The organism is Streptomyces coeruleofuscus, assembly GCF_039532725.1.
GTDB classification, from domain to species: domain Bacteria; phylum Actinomycetota; class Actinomycetes; order Streptomycetales; family Streptomycetaceae; genus Streptomyces; species Streptomyces coeruleofuscus.
In genome coordinates this window covers 1,025,126-1,042,652 of sequence record NZ_BAAASE010000001.1, presented here as the reverse complement: position 1 = coordinate 1,042,652, position 17,527 = coordinate 1,025,126, and the positions used below count along the sequence as shown (strand labels likewise).

The window sequence follows — 17,527 nt, the reverse complement described above, 5'->3', positions numbered from 1 at the left end:
CTCAGTCGGCCGCGGGGACGACCCTCAGATGGGAGGCGGTACGGCGGGTCCGGCGGTCCCGGGACGGGGTGCGGCGGGCATCGCGCAGCGTGAAGGTGAGCCGGGTGCAGCCCAGTTCCTCGAGCGTCCTGGACGTCTCGACGACGATCCGGCAGTCGGTGGCGCCCCAGCGCGGATCCGGGTGCAGCAGCGGCCGTACGGCGCCGTCCTGCTCGACGGCGCTCTCGCCGACCGAACGGATCCAGTGCGGCAGGCCGTGCCGGTAGGCGGCCTCCATGATGGGGTCCTGGGCGATGTCGCGGCGGATGGCCTGGAGGCCGTGGTCGGGGCCGTGGCTCTCCACGGTCCGCGCGAAGTGCGCGAGCATCGGCAGGCACCAGCTCGCCTCGTGCTCGCCGAGCACCGTGGGAGCGTCGGGGTGGAACAGCACGAACCTGAGGAAGTTGTCGCCCGGCATGGCCGTCGGGTGCGGACCGACGCCACCGAAAAGCGACCGGAAGGCGCTGTTGGTCAGCAAGACGTCCCAGGAGCGGTCGACGACGAGCGAAGGGAAGGAGACGGCCTCCAGAAGCCCGGCGTAGTCCCCCAGGTAGGCCTGGACATCGGAAGTCTCGGGGACGGGCCGCGGTGCCGGCCGCTGCCCTCCTGCCTGATATGCCATCGGGAGGTCACCCCTCTTGCCTGTGCGGCCTTGACGCGGCGTCCCGATCCTGCTGCCCCGAGTTGAGGCGTGTCAACTATCGTGGCATTTTATGCCTGTTGACGGCTGAAATTGGCCACAGTTGTGGCGAGACCTGGATGTGAGTTCGAACCACCCGCTACGCTCCGGGAAGTTAACGCCGGGGTAGGTCACGGCATCCACTTGTGAGAAGCCTGTGAGAGACGTAGGAGATCTGTCGGTGACGGGTGGCTTCGTCGAAGGTCCGGGCGCCACGCCGACGGCCGTGCTGGCGGCCGTCGTCTCCCGTGTCACCGCCCTCGCCGACCGCCTCGGCGTGCCGCACGCCGAGGTCTTCGACATCGGCCGGCTGTCCGTCGCCTCCGGAGTTCCGGAGCCCGTGGTCAAGGCCCTGCTCGGCGGCAGGCCGGCGGGCGAACCCGATGTGCAGGCCCGCTTCCTCCAGCGCCTGGACCTGCTGCGCCGGACCCGGCTCAAGCCCAACGGCCGCAAGTACACCCAGCAGGAGATCGCCGACGGAGCGGGCATGTCCCGGCAGCAGGCCGGCGCCCTCATCAACGGCGATCGGCGGCCGACCATGGAGCACTGCGACGCCCTCCAGCGGTTCTTCCGGGTGCATGCCGGTTTCCTCACGGCCGAGGACCCCGAGGCGCTGGTGAGCGCCCTCCAGCACACCGAGCAGGAACTGCTCCAGAAGCTCGCCGACCGCGAGCGGGAGGCGGCCGCGGCGGCCGACGACCCGCTGGAGCGGCTGTTGCAGGACCACGGCGTGCGCGGCATCGCCTGGCGGGCCGCGCAGCTGCCCACCGACCAGCACCGCGACAAAGTGGCGGAGTGGCTGGACATGCTCCTGGAGAGCGTCAAGCGGCCCGAGTCGTGACCGTGGGGAGAACTGTGGGCATCGGTAAGGAAATGCGCCGCCTGTGCGGTGAGCTGGTCGCGGAGCTGACCCTCCCCGCGCCGGCGCGGCCCGACGAGCTGTACGCCGCGCTGTGCGACGCCATGAGCAGACGCCGGGGCCGTCCCGTCCACTTCCGCACGGCCGCCTTCCCGCCCGGGACCGCGAGCGGGCTGTGGCTCGACATGGCCGAGCAGGATCTCGTCGTGATCGAGGAACGCACGGCTCCCGATCACCAGTTGGTGATCCTGGGGCACGAGCTGTGGCACATGAAGGCCGGACACTGCTCCCACCACGTCGAGGGCGCCGCTGTCGCGGCCCGGCTGCTCCACGACGACGCCGACCTCCAGGCGACGGTGCACAAGGTCGCCGCGCGCACCCGCTTCGACCTCGACGACGAGAAGGAGGCCGAGAGCTTCGGCCTGCTGCTGGCCAGCAAGTGCCGGGCGTGGCTGGCGGGTTCGTCGTCGCGGGGGCCGGTGCAGCGGGACCACCTGGCGGGACGGATCGAGGCGTCGCTGGGGTACCCGGGGCCGCAGGGCTGACAGGCGCTGCGCCGGGTCGAGGCGGGGTTTCCCCTCCGCCGAGCGGGCGAACCGACGGGCTGCGGGGCCGGATTGTCAGTGGTGGACGGCAAGCTGGAGGTGCGCCCCCTTTGCGTGCGGGGCGTGACCGATGACTCCGACACGGGGAGAGCCGACCGATGCCCACCGCCGTACTGACGGACCGCGAACGCACCGCCGTCCAGGCCTACCTGCGCCTGCTGCACACCGTCCGGGCCGCCTTCGACCTGGAGACGGACCCGCGCGGCTCCCACCGGCCCCCGGTCGTCCCGCCCGGCGTCCTCGCCGAGGCGGAAGAGGCCCTCGAACGAGCGGGCCTGACCGGCAACGAGGAGGAATTCTTCCGGCTGCTCCAGAACTGGTGCCCGGAGCCGGGGCCCTGAGCCGGCGGTCGACGGCCGGGGGGCAGCCGGGCACCGGACCGGCGGTGGGCAGGGCGCCCTGAGTGCAGGTCCGCAGGCCCGCCCGTCGCGCGGCGGGCTCAGCCGTGCGGTACTGCGACCGCCGTCGCGACCAGGCCCCGGTCGGCGGTCCAGTGGCCGTCGAAATGGCCGAGGCGGCGGTCGCCGACCCGTGGGCCGGGGACGAGGAGTGTGGCGCGGAAGGTGCCGCGCAGGTGTTCGCCGGGGGCGGCGGAGATCTCGATGTCGGCCTCCGTGAAGTCCAGCCACTTGCCGGTGAGGGGGAACCACGCCTTGTAGACGGACTCCTTCGCACTGAACAGCAGCCGGTCCCAGTGGACGTCGGGGCGCTGTGCGGCCAGCCGCCGCAGGCGCTCGGCCTCGGCCGGCAGGGAGACGGCGGGCAGGACCCCTTCGGGGAGCGGCCCGTGGGCCTCGGCGTCGATGCCGAGGGAGGCGAGGTCGGTGGCACGGACCACGGCGGCGGCGCAGTAGCCGTCGCAGTGGGTCATGCTGCCGGCCAGGCCGGCCGGCCAGCGCGGGGCGCCGCGTTCCCCGGGCAGGATCGGCTGCGGCGGCACGCCGAGCTTCTCCATGGCACGGCGGGCACAGGAGCGGACGACGGCGAACTCCCGGCGCCGCTTGGCGACCGCCCGCGCCACGAGCGCCGCCTCCTCGGGGTACAGCGGGGCGTCCACGCTCTCGTGGCCGTATGCCTCCACCGTGACGACGGTCTGTGGCAGCAGGACTTCGATCACCGCTCCTCCCCCTCCGCCGGCAGGATGCGCCGCAGCCGCCCCGGCTCCCCGGACCGCTTGCGCCACTCGCGGGGGTAGCCCACCGACACCTCCTCGAAGCGCACGCCCTCGTGCCAGGTGGTGCGTGGGATGTGCAGATGGCCGTAGACCATGGTGTGGACACGGAACCTGCGGTGCCAGTCGGCGGTCAGATCCGTGCCGCACCACATGGCGAACTCGGGGTGCCACAGCACGTCCATCGGGTGGCGGTGCAGCGGGTAGTGGTTGACGGGGATCACGGGCAGGTCTTCGGGCAGCTCGGCGAGCCTGCGTTCCGACACGGCGACCCGGGCCCGGCACCAGGCCTCCCGGCTCGGGTACGGGTCGGGGTGCAGCAGGTGCTCGTCGGTGCACACGATCCCCGTGCCCTCGGCGTACTCCAGGCCCTGCTCCTTGGTCGCGCACCCGGCCGGCAGGAACGAGTAGTCGTACAGCAGGAACAGCGGGGCGACGGCCACGGGTCCGCCGGGCCCGTCCCAGACGGGGTAGGGGTCCTCCGGTGTCGTCACGCCGAGATCCCGGCACAGCTCGACCAGATGGTCGTACCGGGCGACGCCGCGCAGGGTGACGGGGTCGCTCGGATGGGTCCACAGCTCGTGGTTCCCGGGCACCCACACGACCTTGCGGAAGCGGCCGGCGAGCGTCTCGAGGGCCCAGCGGACGTCGGCCACGGTCTCGGCGACGTCCCCGGCCACGAGCAGCCAGTCGTCGTCCGTCCCGGGCCGCATCCGCTCGACCAGGGCGCGGTTCTCCGGGTAGCCGATGTGCAGATCGCTGATGGCCAGTAGTCGTGCGGAGCCACCGGCCGTCGACGTCACCCCTCGCCCCCCTCCGCACGCCCGAACGCGAACGCCACCACGAGATCACATCCGCGGGCGGGGGGACAAGGGCGGCCTGACGGTCACAGTCGTAAATCCGTAACCCGCGCGTTGCACGACACGGCCCGCCGAAGCCGTATGATCTGCCCCAACACCACCGCTAAGAACTTCCCTCTCACAGGGGCGGTTTGGTGACCCTCCATTCAACCTGCCCGGGCACGGGCTGCTGAGCCCTGCCCGCGAACCGTGAAAGGCGGCCTGCATGGTCTCTCGCGTACGCGTCTGGCTCAACCGCACGTACGCGGAGAACGTGTTCTTCATGGATCAGCTGCGGAGAAATCCCAGCGACCGGGCCGTCGAGATCCATGCCACGCACGGCGACCCCGACTCCCCCGTGCTGGCCGCCGCCGACACCGCCGAGCTGGAGCCCGAGAACCTCTCCCCCGCCGGGTACGTCGAGTACGCGCTGGACCAGTGCGCGCGGCGCGGTATCGACGTCTTCGTGCCCCGGCTGCACCAGTCGGCGATCGTGGCGCACCGCGCCGAGTTCGAGGCGGTCGGTACGGCTTTGCTGGCACCGCCGCCCGAGGCGGTGGCCGTCTTCCACGACAAGGTGATCGCCTACGAGGCGGTCCAGGCGGTCGGCGTGCCGGTGCCGCCGTGGTGGCGGGTACGGTCGAGCGACGAACTCGTCGCGGCAGTCGAGGAGTTGGAGGACGCCGGGCACAAGGCGTGCTTCAAGCCGGCGTCCGGGGCGGGCGGGGTGGGCTTCCGCGTGATCACGCGCTCCCCCTTCTCGATGGTGCACCTGAGCGGCTTCCCGAGCCCGTACGTGCCGCTCGACCTGGTGCTGGAGGCGCTGCGTCGGGCCGAGGAGCCGGTCGACTGGCTGGTGATGCCGCGCCTGGAGCAGCCCGAGGTGTCGGTGGACTGCCTGACCGGTCCGGACAACCGGGTCCGGCTGGCCATCGGCCGCACCAAGAACGGCCGACGCCGGGGCTTCACGCTGCACGAGCAGTGGCTGGAGCCCGCCCGGCTGATCGCGGAGGGCTTCGGTCTGCACTACCTGTCCAACATCCAGTTCCGGATGTTCGGCGACCGGCCGGTCCTGATGGACGTCAACACCCGCCCGGCGGGCGGCCTGCACCAGCTGTCCCTGTGCGGTGTCAACGCGCCCTGGGCCGCCGTCCAGCTGGCGCTCGGCGAGGACCCGGGCGAGGTGGTCCCGCCGTTCCTGGGACAGGACTACACGGTGGTGTCGGGGCCGCGCCCGCTGCGGCCGGTGTCGCTGCCGCACCAGCGGCCGGAGGCGACGGAGCAGCAGCCGCTGCCCGCGGTGCCCGCCGACTCCGTCGAGGCGACGGCCCCGCAGGCCACGGTCGGGGCCCTGCCTCTCTAGCCCCCGATTCCCTTCAGTCCCCGTACCCCCACGCCAGGGACAGTTCCCTCAGGCGTGGGGGGAGTTCGACGTCCGGGGCGGCGGAGCGGGCCGACTGGATGCGGCCGGACTTGATGGTGCTGGACCAGTCGCCGAGCTGGGGGCGGAAGGTGCCGTGGTCCTTGCTGCCGTAGTCGAGCATGCCGGGCTCCCACGGGACGCCGAGGTGGTCGCAGATGCCCCGGGTGACCTTCTCCGGCTCGGCGGTGAGCTCCTCGTAGGTGATCACATGGGGGTCGAGGTTCAGACGGGCCTCCTCCAGCTTCTCGCTGTAGTCGAGGACCTCGGCGCGGACGGCTTCGTGATCGGGGTCGGCGCGTCGGGCGGTGAGGGACGTGACGACCGCGCCGGGGTGGCGCAGCAGCAGGATGTAGCGGGCGTTCGGCCAGCATCGCCGCAGACGGGGCCAGATGAGGGTGTTCGGCGGGGTCTTGTCGACGATGACGTCCTTGCCGCTGCGGGTGAGCTCCAGGTGCAGCACCCGGTCCCACAGCACGTGTTCCAGCTCGTCCTTGTCGAGGTGGAGCGCCCGCATGGCGTCCGCGGTGAAGTCGCGGGACAGGTGGACGTGCACCGTGCGCAGGTGCATCTCGTGCGGGGCGCGGATACGGCTGTGGCTGTTGAGCAGGACGCGCAGCAGTGTCGAACCGGAGCGCACCGACGACAGCACGAAGACCGGCGAGTCCACCAGCCGGGGGGCGGGCGGGGCGGTGTAGGTGTCGGCCGCCGGGCGGGGCGCGGGGACGGCGTCGAGGTTCCGGCGCGGTGGACTGACCGCCTCTATCACCAGCCTTCCGCGACGCTTCAGGCCCTTGCCGATCGCAGCCATACGCGGGTCTCCCACGGTGACACCTTTCGTTCGCGCTGTGCGTTCCGCATCCCAGGGGGAACGGGCGAACTTCAGGTTTCCGGAAGGCGAACCGGCGTGCTCACGGGCGTCCACATACCGCCCGTGAGCAGGCCACTTACCCTTTTTCTTAAACTTTCGTCAGAACCGGCCGGCGCCGCGGTAGAGCTCCAGTTCCCCTTCCAGTTCGACGGCCAGCACCGTGGCGTGCAGGTCGAGGTCCGACGCGGCGGGAGGCTCGATCCACAGGACGCCCGGTGTCTCGTGGAGACCGCCGGTGACCCGGTGGGCCAGTTCCGTGCCGCTGCCGAGCACCGAGACCCCGCGGACCTTGCTGAGCAGCCCGCGCACGTTGATCTCGGCGCGCGGGGCGTCGAAGAGGACGAGGTAGAGGGTGCGGCGGTCCTTGGAGAGGGTGCTCGGGCCGTAGTGATGGCCCGGCGGCAGTCCCCGTCCGGTGCCGTACACCGCCTCCGCGTGCCTGGCGATCCAGTCGCCGAGCCCTTCCAGCCGCTCCGCCTGCTCGGCCGGGATCGTGCCGTCCTCCCGCGGGCCGACGCTGAGCAGCAGGTTGCCTCCGCCGCCGATGGTCTCGGTGAAGTAGCGGATGAGCTGGTCGACCGACTTGTGGTTGTGGTCGTGGTGCTGGTGGCCCCAGGAGTCGTTGATCGTCAGGCACAGCTCCCAGGGGCCCTCCGGCGGAATCACCGGGGCGCCCTGTTCCGGCGTCGCGTAGTCGCCCTCGGAGAGCATGCGGGCGTTGAAGACGACGTCCGGTACCTCGGAGCGGATGAGGGCGGCGAGTTCGGGGATGCGCCACTGCTCCTCGCTGCGGTCCCACTCGCCGTCGAACCACAGCAGGTCCGGCCTGTAGCGGGAGGTCAGTTCGCGGATCTGGCCGTCCCGGTAGGCGAGGAACCTCTCCCAGGCCTGAAGGTCCTCGTCCTCGGCGGCGACCTCCGAGTAGCGGTTGTCCTCCAGCTCCGGCGGTCGGCCCGGCTTGCGGGTGGAGGCGTAGTCGGGGTGGCTCCAGTCCGAGTGCGAGTAGTACAACCCGACCTTGAGACCCTGTTCGCGCAGGGCTCCGGCGTAGCCGCCGATCAGGTCGCGGCCCACGTTCAGGTCGCCGTACGCCGTGTCCCACAGGGCGACGCCGTCGTGGTGGCGGCTGGTCAGCACGGCGTACTTCGCTCCGGCCCGCGCGAAGAGCCTCGCCCAGTCGCGCGGGTCGTAGCGGGCGGCCGTGAAGCGGTCGAACTGGGACATGTACTGGTCGTAGGGGACGATGTCGTCGTAGAACGACCAGGACTCCTGGACGCCGTCGACGGCGTAGATGCCCCAGTGGATGAAGATCCCGAGCTTGGCGTCGGTGAACCAGGGTTGCATGGCCATGCGTCAGCCCCTGCGCAGACGAAGTGTCAGGATCTGGAAGGGCCGCAGTTCCACGGGGACGGCGCCGTCGCCGTCCACGGGCGCCTCCTCCAGCGGCCGCTCCAGCAGGTCGGTGATCTGCGCGCCCGCGAGCGGGAAGCCGGTGCGCAGGGCGCCCCGGGCCCGGCCGCCGCGGGATTCGTAGAGCCGTACGACGACGTCACCCGACGCGTCGTCGGCGAGCTTGACCGCCTCCACGGTCACGCCGTCGCCCTCGGTGGAGACGACCGGTGCGGGGGCGCCCGCCGCGTCGGCCACCCGGAGCGGGAGGTTGAGGGCGTAGCCCTCGGCGACGGCGTCCTCGATGGTCGCGCCGGGCAGCAGCGCGTAGGTGAAGCGGTGGCGGCCCTGGTCGGCCTCGGGGTCCGGGATGCGCGGGGCGCGGACCAGGCTGAGGCGGACGGTGGTCGTGGTGCCGCCGTCCTCGCGGACCGTGCGGGAGACGTCATGGCCGTACGTCGAGTCGTTGATGACCGCGACGCCGTAGCCGGGTTCGCCGATGTGCACCCAGCGGTGGCCGGAGACCTCGAAGCGGGCCGCCTCCCAGCTGGTGTTGGTGTGCGTGGGCCGCTGGATGTGCCCGAACTGGATCTCGGCGGAGGAGTGCGGGGCGCGGACGTCGACCGGGAAGGCCGCCTTGAGGATCTTCTCGGTCTCGTGCCAGTCGATGTCCGTCTCGATGTCGATACGGGGGCTGCCGGCGCGGACGGTGATCGTCTGGGTGATCTTCGAGCCCTTGCCGAAGTCCCTCTCGACGCGGATCGCGCCGACCAGCGGGTCCTGCTCGACGACCGTGACGGACGAGGCGTCGAGGAGGTCCGTGTAGCGGTTCTTGTAGTGCTTGTCGATGTCCCAGGCGTCCCAGTAGTTGGGCAGGTCGGTGTGCAGGCGCAGCAGGTTGCCCGGGTCGGCCAGGACCTCGCGGTTCGCGCGCAGGTCGCGGACGGACGACAGGGTGCCGTCCTCGGCCACCTCCACGCGGACCAGCCCGTTGTCGAGCCCCCGGCCGCTCACCGTCACCGGCTGCGGGGGCTCGGCGTCGGCGAGGGGCGCGGAGCCGCTCGCGGGCACCTCCACGTACACCGGTGCGCCGTCGGCGGTGCGGACCACCTCGGCGCGGTCGTAGGGGCTGGTGTTGAAGACGCGGGTCCCGCCGGCGCCGAGGGCCGTGAGGGCATCGGCCGTCAGCGCCTGGAGCTCGCGGGCCACTCGGGCGTACTCGGCCTCGGCCTCCCGGTGCACCCAGGCGATCGACGAGCCGGGCAGGATGTCGTGGAACTGGTGCAGCAGCACCGTCTTCCAGAGCCGGTCCAGCTTCTCGTACGGGTACGTGTAGCCCGGCGCGTGCAGGGCCGCCGTCGCCGCCCACAGCTCGGCCTCGCGCAGGAGGTGCTCGGAGCGGCGGTTGCCCTGCTTGGTGCGGGCCTGGGAGGTGTAGGTGGCGCGGTGCAGCTCCAGGTAGAGCTCGCCGACCCAGACGGGCGCGTCCGGGTACTCCTCGCGGGCCTTGGCGAAGAACTCGTCGGGGTGTTCGACGACGACCTTCGCGGAGCCCTCCAGGTCCGCCAGCCGGCGGGCGCGCTCCATGATCTCGCGGGTGGGGCCGCCACCGCCGTCGCCCCAGCCGAAGGGGGCCAGGGAGCGGCTGGCGCCGCCCTTCTCCTGGTAGTTGCGGACCGCGCGGGACATCTCCTCGCCACTGAAGCGGGCGTTGTAGGTGTCGACCGGCGGAAAGTGGGTGAAGATGCGGGTGCCGTCGATGCCCTCCCACCAGAAGGTGTGGTGGGGGAACCTGTTGGTCTGGTTCCAGGAGATCTTCTGCGTGAGGAACCACTCGTTGCCCGCGAGCTTGGCGATCTGCGGGTAGGCCGCGTTGTAGCCGAAGGAGTCCGGCAGCCAGACGCCCTTGGTCTCGATGCCGAAGTGCTCGATGAAGAACCGCTTGCCGTGGATGAACTGGCGGGCGACGGCCTCGCCGCCGGGCAGGTTGCCGTCGGACTCGACCCACATGCCGCCGACCGGCGCCCACTGGCCGTTCTTGACGGACTCCTGGATGCGGGCCCAGACCTTGGGGTAGTTGTCGCGCACCCACTCGTACTGCTGGGCCTGGGAGCAGGCGAAGATGAAGTCGTCGTACTCGTCGGCCAGGGACGTGACGTTGGAGAACGTGCGGGACGTCTTGCGCTTGGTCTCGCGGATCGGCCAGAGCCAGGCCGAGTCGATGTGTGCGTGGCCCACGCCGGAGATCGTGTGCGCGCTGGCGTGCGCGGGCTTGGACAGCACCGGCTCCAGCGCTTCACGCACGGCGGCGGCGGAGCCGGAGACGTCGTCCAGGTCCAGCAGGTCCATCGCCCGGTCGAGCGCGTGCGCGATCTCGTGCCGGCGCGGGTCGTGCTCACCCAGCTCGAGCATCAGCTCGCGCAGCACCTGGACGTCGAGGTCGAGGTGCCAGACCTCCTCGTCGAGGATGGCGATGTCGGCGCCGCGGAAGGTGTAGAGCGGCTTGTCGCCGGCGGTGAGGATGTCGCCGAGCGGGGTGGTCCTCGAGAAGTTGTCGGCGAGGATGTCCGGGTTGGAGGCGGCCTCGACCAGGTACTCGACCGTCTCGCCGCCCGTCGCCGGGTTGGCGATCGCCACGTACTGGTTGAGCGGGTTGACGGCCTTCAGCGGGGTGCCGTCCGTGAGGTGCACCAGGGCCTCGGCCTGGTTGCCGGGCCAGTCGCCCACGAATCCGAGGTCGATGACGGCCTCCACGCGGCGGCCCGCCCACGCCTCGGGCACCTGTCCGCGCATGCGGAACCAGGTGGTGCCCCAGGGCGGGCCCCAGGGGGTGCCCATCGCGAAGGGCGCGTACGAGGCGGCGGCGGCCTCCTCGAACGGGACCGGCTCCCCGGGAGCCTGCCAGGCCTCTACCTCGAAGGGGACGGTGGCCGCGTAGATCGCGGCCTTGATGCGCTGGTCGTGAAGGCGCTGCACGCGCTCCTCGATCCGGCGGCTTTCGTCATGCATGAGATGTCTCCAGGAAGCGGGAAGAGCGAGCAGGCGGGAAGCGGTGGGGGAAAGCGCTTACCGAGCGGCGTTCACCTAAGGTACGCCAGCCCGGGGTGGACCTCGGTGTAGCCCTCGACCAGCCTGCGGGCCACATTGACGGAGTCGACGAGCGGGTGCAGCGCGAAGGCCTTCACGGCGGTCGCGCGGGAGCCCGAGTCGGCCGCGGCCAGCACCTCGCGCTCGACCGCCTTGACCGCGCAGACCAGGCCGGTGGCGTGGTCGGGCAGCGGGTCGACGGTGACGGGGTGGGCGCCGTTGGCGTCGACGAGGCAGGGGACCTCGATGACGGCGTCCGCGTCCAGGACCGACAGGGTGCGCTGGTTGCGGACGTTGAGGATCAGGGTCGTGCGCTCGTCCCGGGCGATCGCCCGCATCAGGGCGAGGGCCACCTTCTCGTAGCCGCCGGACAGGTCGTCCTCGTCACGTTCGCCGGCGCCGGCGGTCTCACGGTTCTCGGCCATGTAGGTGGCCTCGCGCTCGGCACGGGTGCGGTCCCAGACCTTCCACGCGGGGGCGTCGGGGTTGCGCATCTCGGCGTAGAAGCGGGCCTGCTGGTCGTGCAGGAAGGCGCCGCGGGTCTTCTCGGCCTGCTGGTAGGCGCGTACGGCTTCCCGGTTGAAGTAGTAGTAGTGCAGGTATTCGTTGGGGATCGCGCCCAGGGACCGGAGCCAGTCGACGCCGAAGAGCTTGCCCTCCTCGAAGGAGCCGAGCAGGTCCGGGTCGGCGAGCAGGCGGGGGAGCTCGTCGCGGCCGGCGACGCGCAGGCCGCGGACCCAGCCGAGGTGGTTGAGGCCGACGTAGTCGATCCAGGCTTCCCTGGGGTTCGCGCCGAGTACCCGGGCGATGCGGCGGCCGAGTCCGACCGGGGAGTCGCAGATGCCGATGACGCGGTCGCCGAGGTGGCGGGACATGGCCTCGGTGACCAGGCCGGCCGGGTTGGTGAAGTTGATGACCCAGGCGTCCGGCGCCAGGCGGGCGACGCGCCGGGCGATGTCGACGGCGACCGGGACGGTGCGCAGGCCGTAGGCGATGCCGCCCGCGCCGACCGTCTCCTGGCCGAGGACGCCCTGGTCCAGGGCCACGCGCTCGTCGTTCGCGCGGCCCTCCAGACCGCCGACGCGGATCGCGGAGAACACGAAGTCGGCGCCGCGCAGGGCCTCGTCCAGATCGGTGGTGGCACTCACCTCGGGCGCGTCGGGGACTCCGGCCGCCTGCTCGGCGAGGACGCGCGTCACCGCGGACAGCCTCGCGGGATCGAGATCGTGCAGGACGACGTGCGTCACCCGGCCCTCGGCGTGGTCCTGGAGGAGCGCCCCGTAGACCAGCGGCACGCGGAATCCCCCGCCGCCCAGAATCGTCAGCTTCACGTCTGCACCCTTCCCGTCACGACGACCTCGACTCCTGCCTCCTGGAGGGAGGACCGCGTCGCCGTGTCGACCGGCTCGTTCGTCACCACCACGTCCAGCTCCTCGGGACCGCAGACCTTCGCCATGCCGTGCCCCGGGAACTTCGCCGCGTCGGCCAGCAGCACGACCTTCTCGCCCGCCTTGATCATCGCGCGCTTGACCGGCACCTCCACGACCGTCGTGTCCATGACCTGCCCGCCGGGCCGCACGCCGCTCGTGCCGAGGAAGAGCCAGTCGGCGTGCAGCTGGCGCAGGTTGTCCTCGGTGAGGAAGCCGACCAGGGAGCGGTACTCGCGGCGGACCATGCCGCCGAGCAGGACCAGCTCGATGCCCTCGTCGTCGGCGAGCTCCTCGTAGACCACCAGGTTGCTGGTGATCACGGTGAGCCGTCGGCCGTGCAGCTGCCGGGCCAGGCGGTAGGCCGTCGTCCCGATGTCCAGCAGCACCGACTGGCCGTCCCTGACCATGGCCGCAGCGCGCTCGGCTATGGCGTCCTTCTCGGCGACGCGCACCTCGGCGACCTCGGCGAAGGGCTGGTCGCCCTCCTCGACCACGGCGCCGCCGTGGACGCGGGTGAGCAGCCCGTCTTCTTCCAGTTTGACCAGATCACGCCTGATGGTGGCGGGACTCACGCCGAGTTGCTCCGAGAGGTCGGTCACGGACGCGGGCCCGCCGGAGCGCAGGGCCCGCAGGATGAGTTGATGTCGTCGTTCTGCCAGCACGGCGTGAACAGTACTCGTCATCTCCAATCATTTCCATGCTCGCTTCTGCTCGGGTATTGACCAATCTCTCCGAGCGGCGCACGATTCCGGTCACCGAAATGAAGAGTTTTGACGAGCTCGCGGGGTGGGCTCCTCGAACGCTTCCGAACGAGAGGACCCCTCCGTGGACGACGACCGGCCCGATGTGCTGCTGACCGGGCTGCTCTTCTACGACCTCGTCCTCACGGGGCTCGGCAAGCCCCCGACCCCGGGCGAGGAGATCTGGACGACGGGCATGGGCTGCGGCCCGGGCGGCATCGCCAACCTGGCGGTGGCGGCCAGCCGCTTCGGCCTGCGTACCTCGCTGGCCACCGTGTTCGGCGACGACCTCTACGGCGAGTGCTGCCGGGACATCCTGTGCGACCAGGAGGACGTCGACCTCTCGCTCTCCCGTACGGCCGACGGCTGGCCCACCCCGGTCACCGTCGCCCTGGCGCACGGCACGGACCGTGCCCTGGTCACCCACGGCCAGGAGCCGCCGTACTCACAGGACGTGCTGGTGGGCGACCCGCCCGCGGCCCGTACCGCCCTGGTGCACCTCGAGGCGCAGCCGCGCGACTGGCTCGCCAAGGCCGCCGCGGGCGGCACGCAGATCTACGCGGACGTCGGCTGGGACCCCAGCCAGGAGTGGTCGACGGCCCTCCTGGACCAGCTCGCGCTCTGCCACGCCTTCCTCCCGAACGAGACGGAGGCCATGGCCTACACCCGCACGGACAGCGCGGTGGCCGCGCTCGGCACGCTGTCCGAGCTGGTGCCGGTCGCGGTCGTCACCCGGGGCGGGGACGGCGCGGTGGCCGTCGACCAGACGACCGGCGAGTACGCCGACGTGCCCGCCCTCGACGTCGAGGTACTGGACGCGACGGGTGCCGGGGACGTCTTCGGCGCCGCGTTCGTCACCGCCTCGCTCGGCGGCTGGCCGCTCGCGGAGCGGCTGCGGTTCGCGGTGCTCGCCGCCGGGCTGTCCGTCCGGCACCACGGCGGGGCGCTCGCCGCCCCCGGCTGGTACGGCGTCGACCGCTGGTGGCACTCCCTGACCGACCCCGATCTGAAGCGGTCCTACGGCTTCCTGGCGGACCGGCTCCCGGAGAACCCCGGGCCGCCGGTCGCGTACGCCCCCGTCACCCCTCCCGCACGGCAGCACTGACCTTCACCCACACCTCGGCACCACGAACAGGAAAAACAGGAGTGACCCGTGGACCTTTCTCGTAGAGGCTTCCTCCAGGCCGCCGCGCTCACCGCGGCCGCCTCCGGCCTGACCGTCGCATGCGGCGGCAGCTCGGGATCGGGCGGTACCAAGAACGGCAAGAGCCTCACCATGTGGTACTGGGGTGGCGCACTGAGCGACAAGGTGGTCGCGGAGGCCAAGGCGCACTTCGGCAGCCAGATCAAGCTGACCGCCGCCTCCATCGGCGGCGACTTCAAGCAGAAGCTCACCACCACGCTCGCGGCGGGCAGCTCCGTGCCCGACATCACCGGCATCAAGGGCGAGGACATCGCGTCCTTCCTGCCCAACGCCGGCCGCTTCCTCGACCTGAACGAGCTGGGCTTCAAGAAGATCTCGTCGCAGTACCTGGACTGGAAGACCAAGCTCGCCCAGACCGAGGACGGCAAGCAGATCGGCTTCCCGATCGACATCGGTCCCACAGCGCTCTTCTACCGCGCGGACCTGTTCGACAAGGCCGGGCTGCCCACCGACCCCGACAAGGTCGCCGCCGAGGCCGGGACCTGGGACGACTACTTCGCGCTCGGCTCCGAGCTGAAGAAGGCCGTGCCCGGCACCTACCTGATCAACAACATGGGCTCGGTGTTCAACATCGCGGTCGGCCAGGGCACCAAGCGGTTCATCGACGAGAACAACCACTTCATCGGCGACCAGGACCACATCCGCGCCGCGTGGACCACGGCGATCCGCCCCTACACGCTCGGCATCGACGCCAAGATCAACGACCAGACCTGGAACGCCGCCATCGGCAAGAACCTCGGCACCGAACTCGGCGCGGCCTGGCACGCGCTGGACATCGAGCAGGCCGCCCCGGGCACCAAGGGCAAGTGGCGGGTCTGTGCCACGCCCGGCGGACCGGCCAACCAGGGCGGCTCCTACCTGGCGCTGCCCAAGCAGTGCCGTAACCCCGAAGAGGCATTCAAGATCATCAGCTGGATCCTCAGCCCGGCCAACAACGCCCGCGGCTTCACCGACGCCGCCATCTTCCCCGCCTCCCCGGCCTCCTACGCCATGCCCGCCATGACGGGCGCCGACGCCTTCTTCGGCGGGCAGAAGGTCATCGAGGTCTTCGGCCCGGCCGCCAAGGCCATCCCGGTCAGTTACGAGGCACCCGCCGACGCCGCGGTCATGGCCCCCTACTTCACCGAGCTGACCAGCATCGAGGCCAAGGGCAAGAAGCCCGACGCCGCATGGAAGGACGCCGTCAGCCAGGCCAAGCAGATCGCCCGGCGACAGGGGGTGAACTGAGGTGTCATCACCTCCGGTCACCGGTCCCGCCACGGTGCCCGAGCACCGTGGCGGGCCGGGCCCGGCCCGGTTCCGCCCGCGGCGCACCCCGCCCGCGGGCGCCGTCCGGCCGAGCCGGCGCGGGGTGCTGTCGCACTGGCGTCAGTACCTGGCGATCTCGCCGTTCTTCCTGATCTTCATCGCCTTCTCCTTCTTCCCCGTCTTCTATTCGCTGTATCTGGCCTTCCAGCGCTACGACGGCCTCGGCACCAAGCAGTTCGTGGGCCTCCAGCAGTTCGAGTTCCTCTGGAACGACCCGGTCTTCTGGCTGTCGATCCGCAACACCCTGGTGATCTGGGTGCTGTCCACTGTTCCCACGCTCTTCGGCGCCCTGGTCCTGGCGACGCTGCTGCATTCGGTGCGCCGCTTCAAGGGCTTCTACCGCATCGCCCTCTACGTGCCGAACGTCACCTCGATCGTCGCGGTGGCGATCTTCTTCGGCGCGGTGTTCAGCAACAACTTCGGCCTGGTGAACGCCATCCTGGGCACGGTCGGCATCTCGCCCGTCCCGTGGCTGAGCAACCCGTGGCTGATCAAGCTGGTCATCGCGCTGCTGATGACGTGGATGTGGACCGGCTACAACATGATCATCTACCTGGCCGGTCTCCAGGCGATCCCGACCTCGATCTACGAGGCGGCGAAGATGGACGGTGCAGGTCCCGTCCGCACGTTCTTCCAGATCACCATTCCGATCATGCGGCCGATCATCCTGTTCACCGTCATCATCTCGACCATCAACGGCCTGCAGAGCTTCAGCGAACCCCAGGTCCTCTTCGCCAGCAACGCCGCCAACCAGAACCTCGGCGGCCCGGGCCAGGCGGGCCTGACCACGCTGCTGTACTTCTACCAGTCGGCCTTCCTCAACAACGACTACGGCTACGGCGCGGCCATCGTGTGGGCCTTCTTCGTACTGATCATGGTGCTCGTCGCCATCAACTGGCGTCTCGTGCAGCGGGGGAGGAAGGCATGACGACAGCCGACACGACGCGGCCGGCCACGGCCACGGCCACGCGGCGGCTGCGCCGCCCCAAGGGCATGACCGCGCACATCCTCCTCATCCTGGCCGTCCTCATCTCGGTCTTCCCGTTCGTGTGGACGATCGTCATGGCGACCAACACCACCGAGGACATCTACAAGAGCCCGCCGAAGCTGACCTTCGGCTCCCACCTGCTGGAGAACATCCGGCATGTGCTGAACACCATCGACTTCTTCGGGTCGATGCTCAACACGATCGTCGTCGCGAGCGTCACCACCGTCCTGGTGCTGTTCATCGACTCACTGGCGGCCTTCGCCTTCGCCAAGTTCGACTTCCCCGGGCGCAAGGTGCTCTTCGGCACGTTGCTGGTGTTCATGATGCTGCCGCTCCAGCTGGCCGTCCTGCCGCAGTTCATCCTCATGTCGGAGATCGGCTGGGTCGGCATGCTCAAGGCGCTGGCCCTGCCCGCCCTGGCCAACGCCTTCGGCATCTTCTGGCTGCACCAGTACATACAGAACGGCGTGCCCGACGAACTGCTCGACGCCGCACGCATCGACGGCGCCGGGTTCTTCCGCCAGTACTGGAACATCGCGCTGCCGATGATCAAGCCCGCGCTGTCCTTCCTCGCCATCTACGCCTTCGTCAACGCCTGGAACGACTACGTCTGGCCGCTCATCGTGCTCACCGATCCCAGCCACGTCACGCTCCAGGTGGAGCTCGCCCAGCTCCATGTCGGCCACACCACCGACTACAGCATGGTCATGGCCGGTGTCCTCATGGCGGCCCTGCCGCTGGTCGTGGTCTTCGCCATCTTCGCGCGCGGCTTCATCGCGGGGGCGACGGAGGGAGCAGTGCAGGGCAGCTGACGCGCCCCGAAAGGGGCGCGGGGAACTGCGCGACAAGCCCCGACGGACGCGCGGTCGACAACCGACAGGAGGCCCCGAGCTCGTGG

Annotated in this window: 16 protein-coding genes; 8 read left to right on the top strand and 8 right to left on the bottom strand. The window is 70.7% G+C overall.

From position 1 onward, the window contains the following. Position 1 precedes the first annotated feature (1 nt). Positions 2 to 661, bottom strand: a complete 660-nt coding sequence (locus tag ABFX81_RS04515; RefSeq protein WP_086847646.1) for an MmyB family transcriptional regulator — start codon at positions 659 to 661, stop codon at positions 2 to 4. Positions 662 to 899: 238 nt separating this feature from the next. Between ABFX81_RS04515 and ABFX81_RS04510 the strand changes: the two genes are divergently transcribed. From ABFX81_RS04510 to ABFX81_RS04500, 3 genes are all read left to right on the top strand, one after another. Continuing rightward, positions 900 to 1,559 (top strand): helix-turn-helix domain-containing protein, encoded by a 660-nt coding sequence (locus ABFX81_RS04510; protein WP_010042996.1) that lies wholly within the window; start codon positions 900 to 902, stop codon positions 1,557 to 1,559. 32 nt (positions 1,560 to 1,591) lie between these two features. Beyond that, entirely contained in the window at positions 1,592 to 2,122 is a 531-nt protein-coding gene (locus ABFX81_RS04505; RefSeq protein ID WP_086847644.1) for a toxin-antitoxin system, toxin component, read from the top strand. Positions 2,123 to 2,280: 158 nt separating this feature from the next. Beyond that, positions 2,281 to 2,523: a hypothetical protein gene (locus ABFX81_RS04500; protein WP_086847642.1), complete on the top strand. Its 243-nt coding sequence runs from the start codon at positions 2,281 to 2,283 to the stop codon at positions 2,521 to 2,523. A 98-nt stretch (positions 2,524 to 2,621) separates the two neighbouring features. Here ABFX81_RS04500 and ABFX81_RS04495 read toward each other — a convergent pair whose 3' ends face one another. Beyond that, complete coding sequence (locus tag ABFX81_RS04495) at positions 2,622 to 3,299, bottom strand: 4'-phosphopantetheinyl transferase superfamily protein (protein WP_086847640.1); 678 nt, start codon at positions 3,297 to 3,299, stop codon at positions 2,622 to 2,624. After that, a complete protein-coding gene (locus ABFX81_RS04490) occupies positions 3,296 to 4,156 on the bottom strand; it encodes a metallophosphoesterase (protein WP_086847637.1) in 861 nt (286 codons plus the stop codon). Before ABFX81_RS04490 ends, ABFX81_RS04495 begins: the two co-directional genes overlap by 4 nt. A gap of 262 nt (positions 4,157 to 4,418) precedes the next feature. On the opposite strand from ABFX81_RS04490, the gene ABFX81_RS04485 reads away from it, so the two are divergent. Continuing rightward, entirely contained in the window at positions 4,419 to 5,555 is a 1,137-nt protein-coding gene (locus ABFX81_RS04485; RefSeq protein WP_346137641.1) for an ATP-grasp domain-containing protein, read from the top strand. A gap of 13 nt (positions 5,556 to 5,568) precedes the next feature. On the opposite strand, the gene ABFX81_RS04480 is transcribed toward ABFX81_RS04485, so the two are convergent. The 5 genes from ABFX81_RS04480 to ABFX81_RS04460 form a co-directional block, all read right to left on the bottom strand. Then, positions 5,569 to 6,423, bottom strand: a complete 855-nt coding sequence (locus ABFX81_RS04480; RefSeq protein WP_428837143.1) for a sulfotransferase family protein — start codon at positions 6,421 to 6,423, stop codon at positions 5,569 to 5,571. 159 nt (positions 6,424 to 6,582) lie between these two features. Continuing rightward, on the bottom strand, positions 6,583 to 7,833 hold the full coding sequence (locus tag ABFX81_RS04475) for an alpha-L-fucosidase (protein ID WP_086852403.1): 1,251 nt from the start codon (positions 7,831 to 7,833) through the stop codon (positions 6,583 to 6,585). A gap of 3 nt (positions 7,834 to 7,836) precedes the next feature. After that, positions 7,837 to 10,881, bottom strand: a complete 3,045-nt coding sequence (locus ABFX81_RS04470) for a glycoside hydrolase family 38 N-terminal domain-containing protein (protein ID WP_086852405.1) — start codon at positions 10,879 to 10,881, stop codon at positions 7,837 to 7,839. A gap of 71 nt (positions 10,882 to 10,952) precedes the next feature. After that, positions 10,953 to 12,290 carry a family 4 glycosyl hydrolase gene (locus ABFX81_RS04465; RefSeq protein WP_086852407.1) on the bottom strand — a complete coding sequence of 446 codons (1,338 nt, stop codon included), beginning with the start codon at positions 12,288 to 12,290 and terminating at the stop codon, positions 10,953 to 10,955. Next, complete coding sequence (locus ABFX81_RS04460) at positions 12,287 to 13,051, bottom strand: DeoR/GlpR family DNA-binding transcription regulator (protein ID WP_346137771.1); 765 nt, start codon at positions 13,049 to 13,051, stop codon at positions 12,287 to 12,289. The genes ABFX81_RS04465 and ABFX81_RS04460 overlap by 4 nt, the downstream gene beginning before the upstream one ends. 163 nt (positions 13,052 to 13,214) lie before the next feature. Between ABFX81_RS04460 and ABFX81_RS04455 the strand changes: the two genes are divergently transcribed. From ABFX81_RS04455 to ABFX81_RS04440, 4 genes are all read left to right on the top strand, one after another. Then, a complete protein-coding gene (locus ABFX81_RS04455; RefSeq protein ID WP_086855344.1) occupies positions 13,215 to 14,234 on the top strand; it encodes a PfkB family carbohydrate kinase in 1,020 nt (339 codons plus the stop codon). A gap of 48 nt (positions 14,235 to 14,282) precedes the next feature. Next, entirely contained in the window at positions 14,283 to 15,560 is a 1,278-nt protein-coding gene (locus tag ABFX81_RS04450; RefSeq protein ID WP_086855343.1) for an extracellular solute-binding protein, read from the top strand. Positions 15,561 to 15,684: 124 nt separating this feature from the next. After that, on the top strand, positions 15,685 to 16,569 hold the full coding sequence (locus ABFX81_RS04445) for an ABC transporter permease subunit (protein ID WP_086855347.1): 885 nt from the start codon (positions 15,685 to 15,687) through the stop codon (positions 16,567 to 16,569). After that, positions 16,566 to 17,441, top strand: coding sequence for an ABC transporter permease subunit (locus ABFX81_RS04440; protein ID WP_086855342.1), 876 nt, complete (start codon positions 16,566 to 16,568; stop codon positions 17,439 to 17,441). Before ABFX81_RS04445 ends, ABFX81_RS04440 begins: the two co-directional genes overlap by 4 nt. The last annotated feature ends 86 nt before the right edge of the window (positions 17,442 to 17,527 follow it).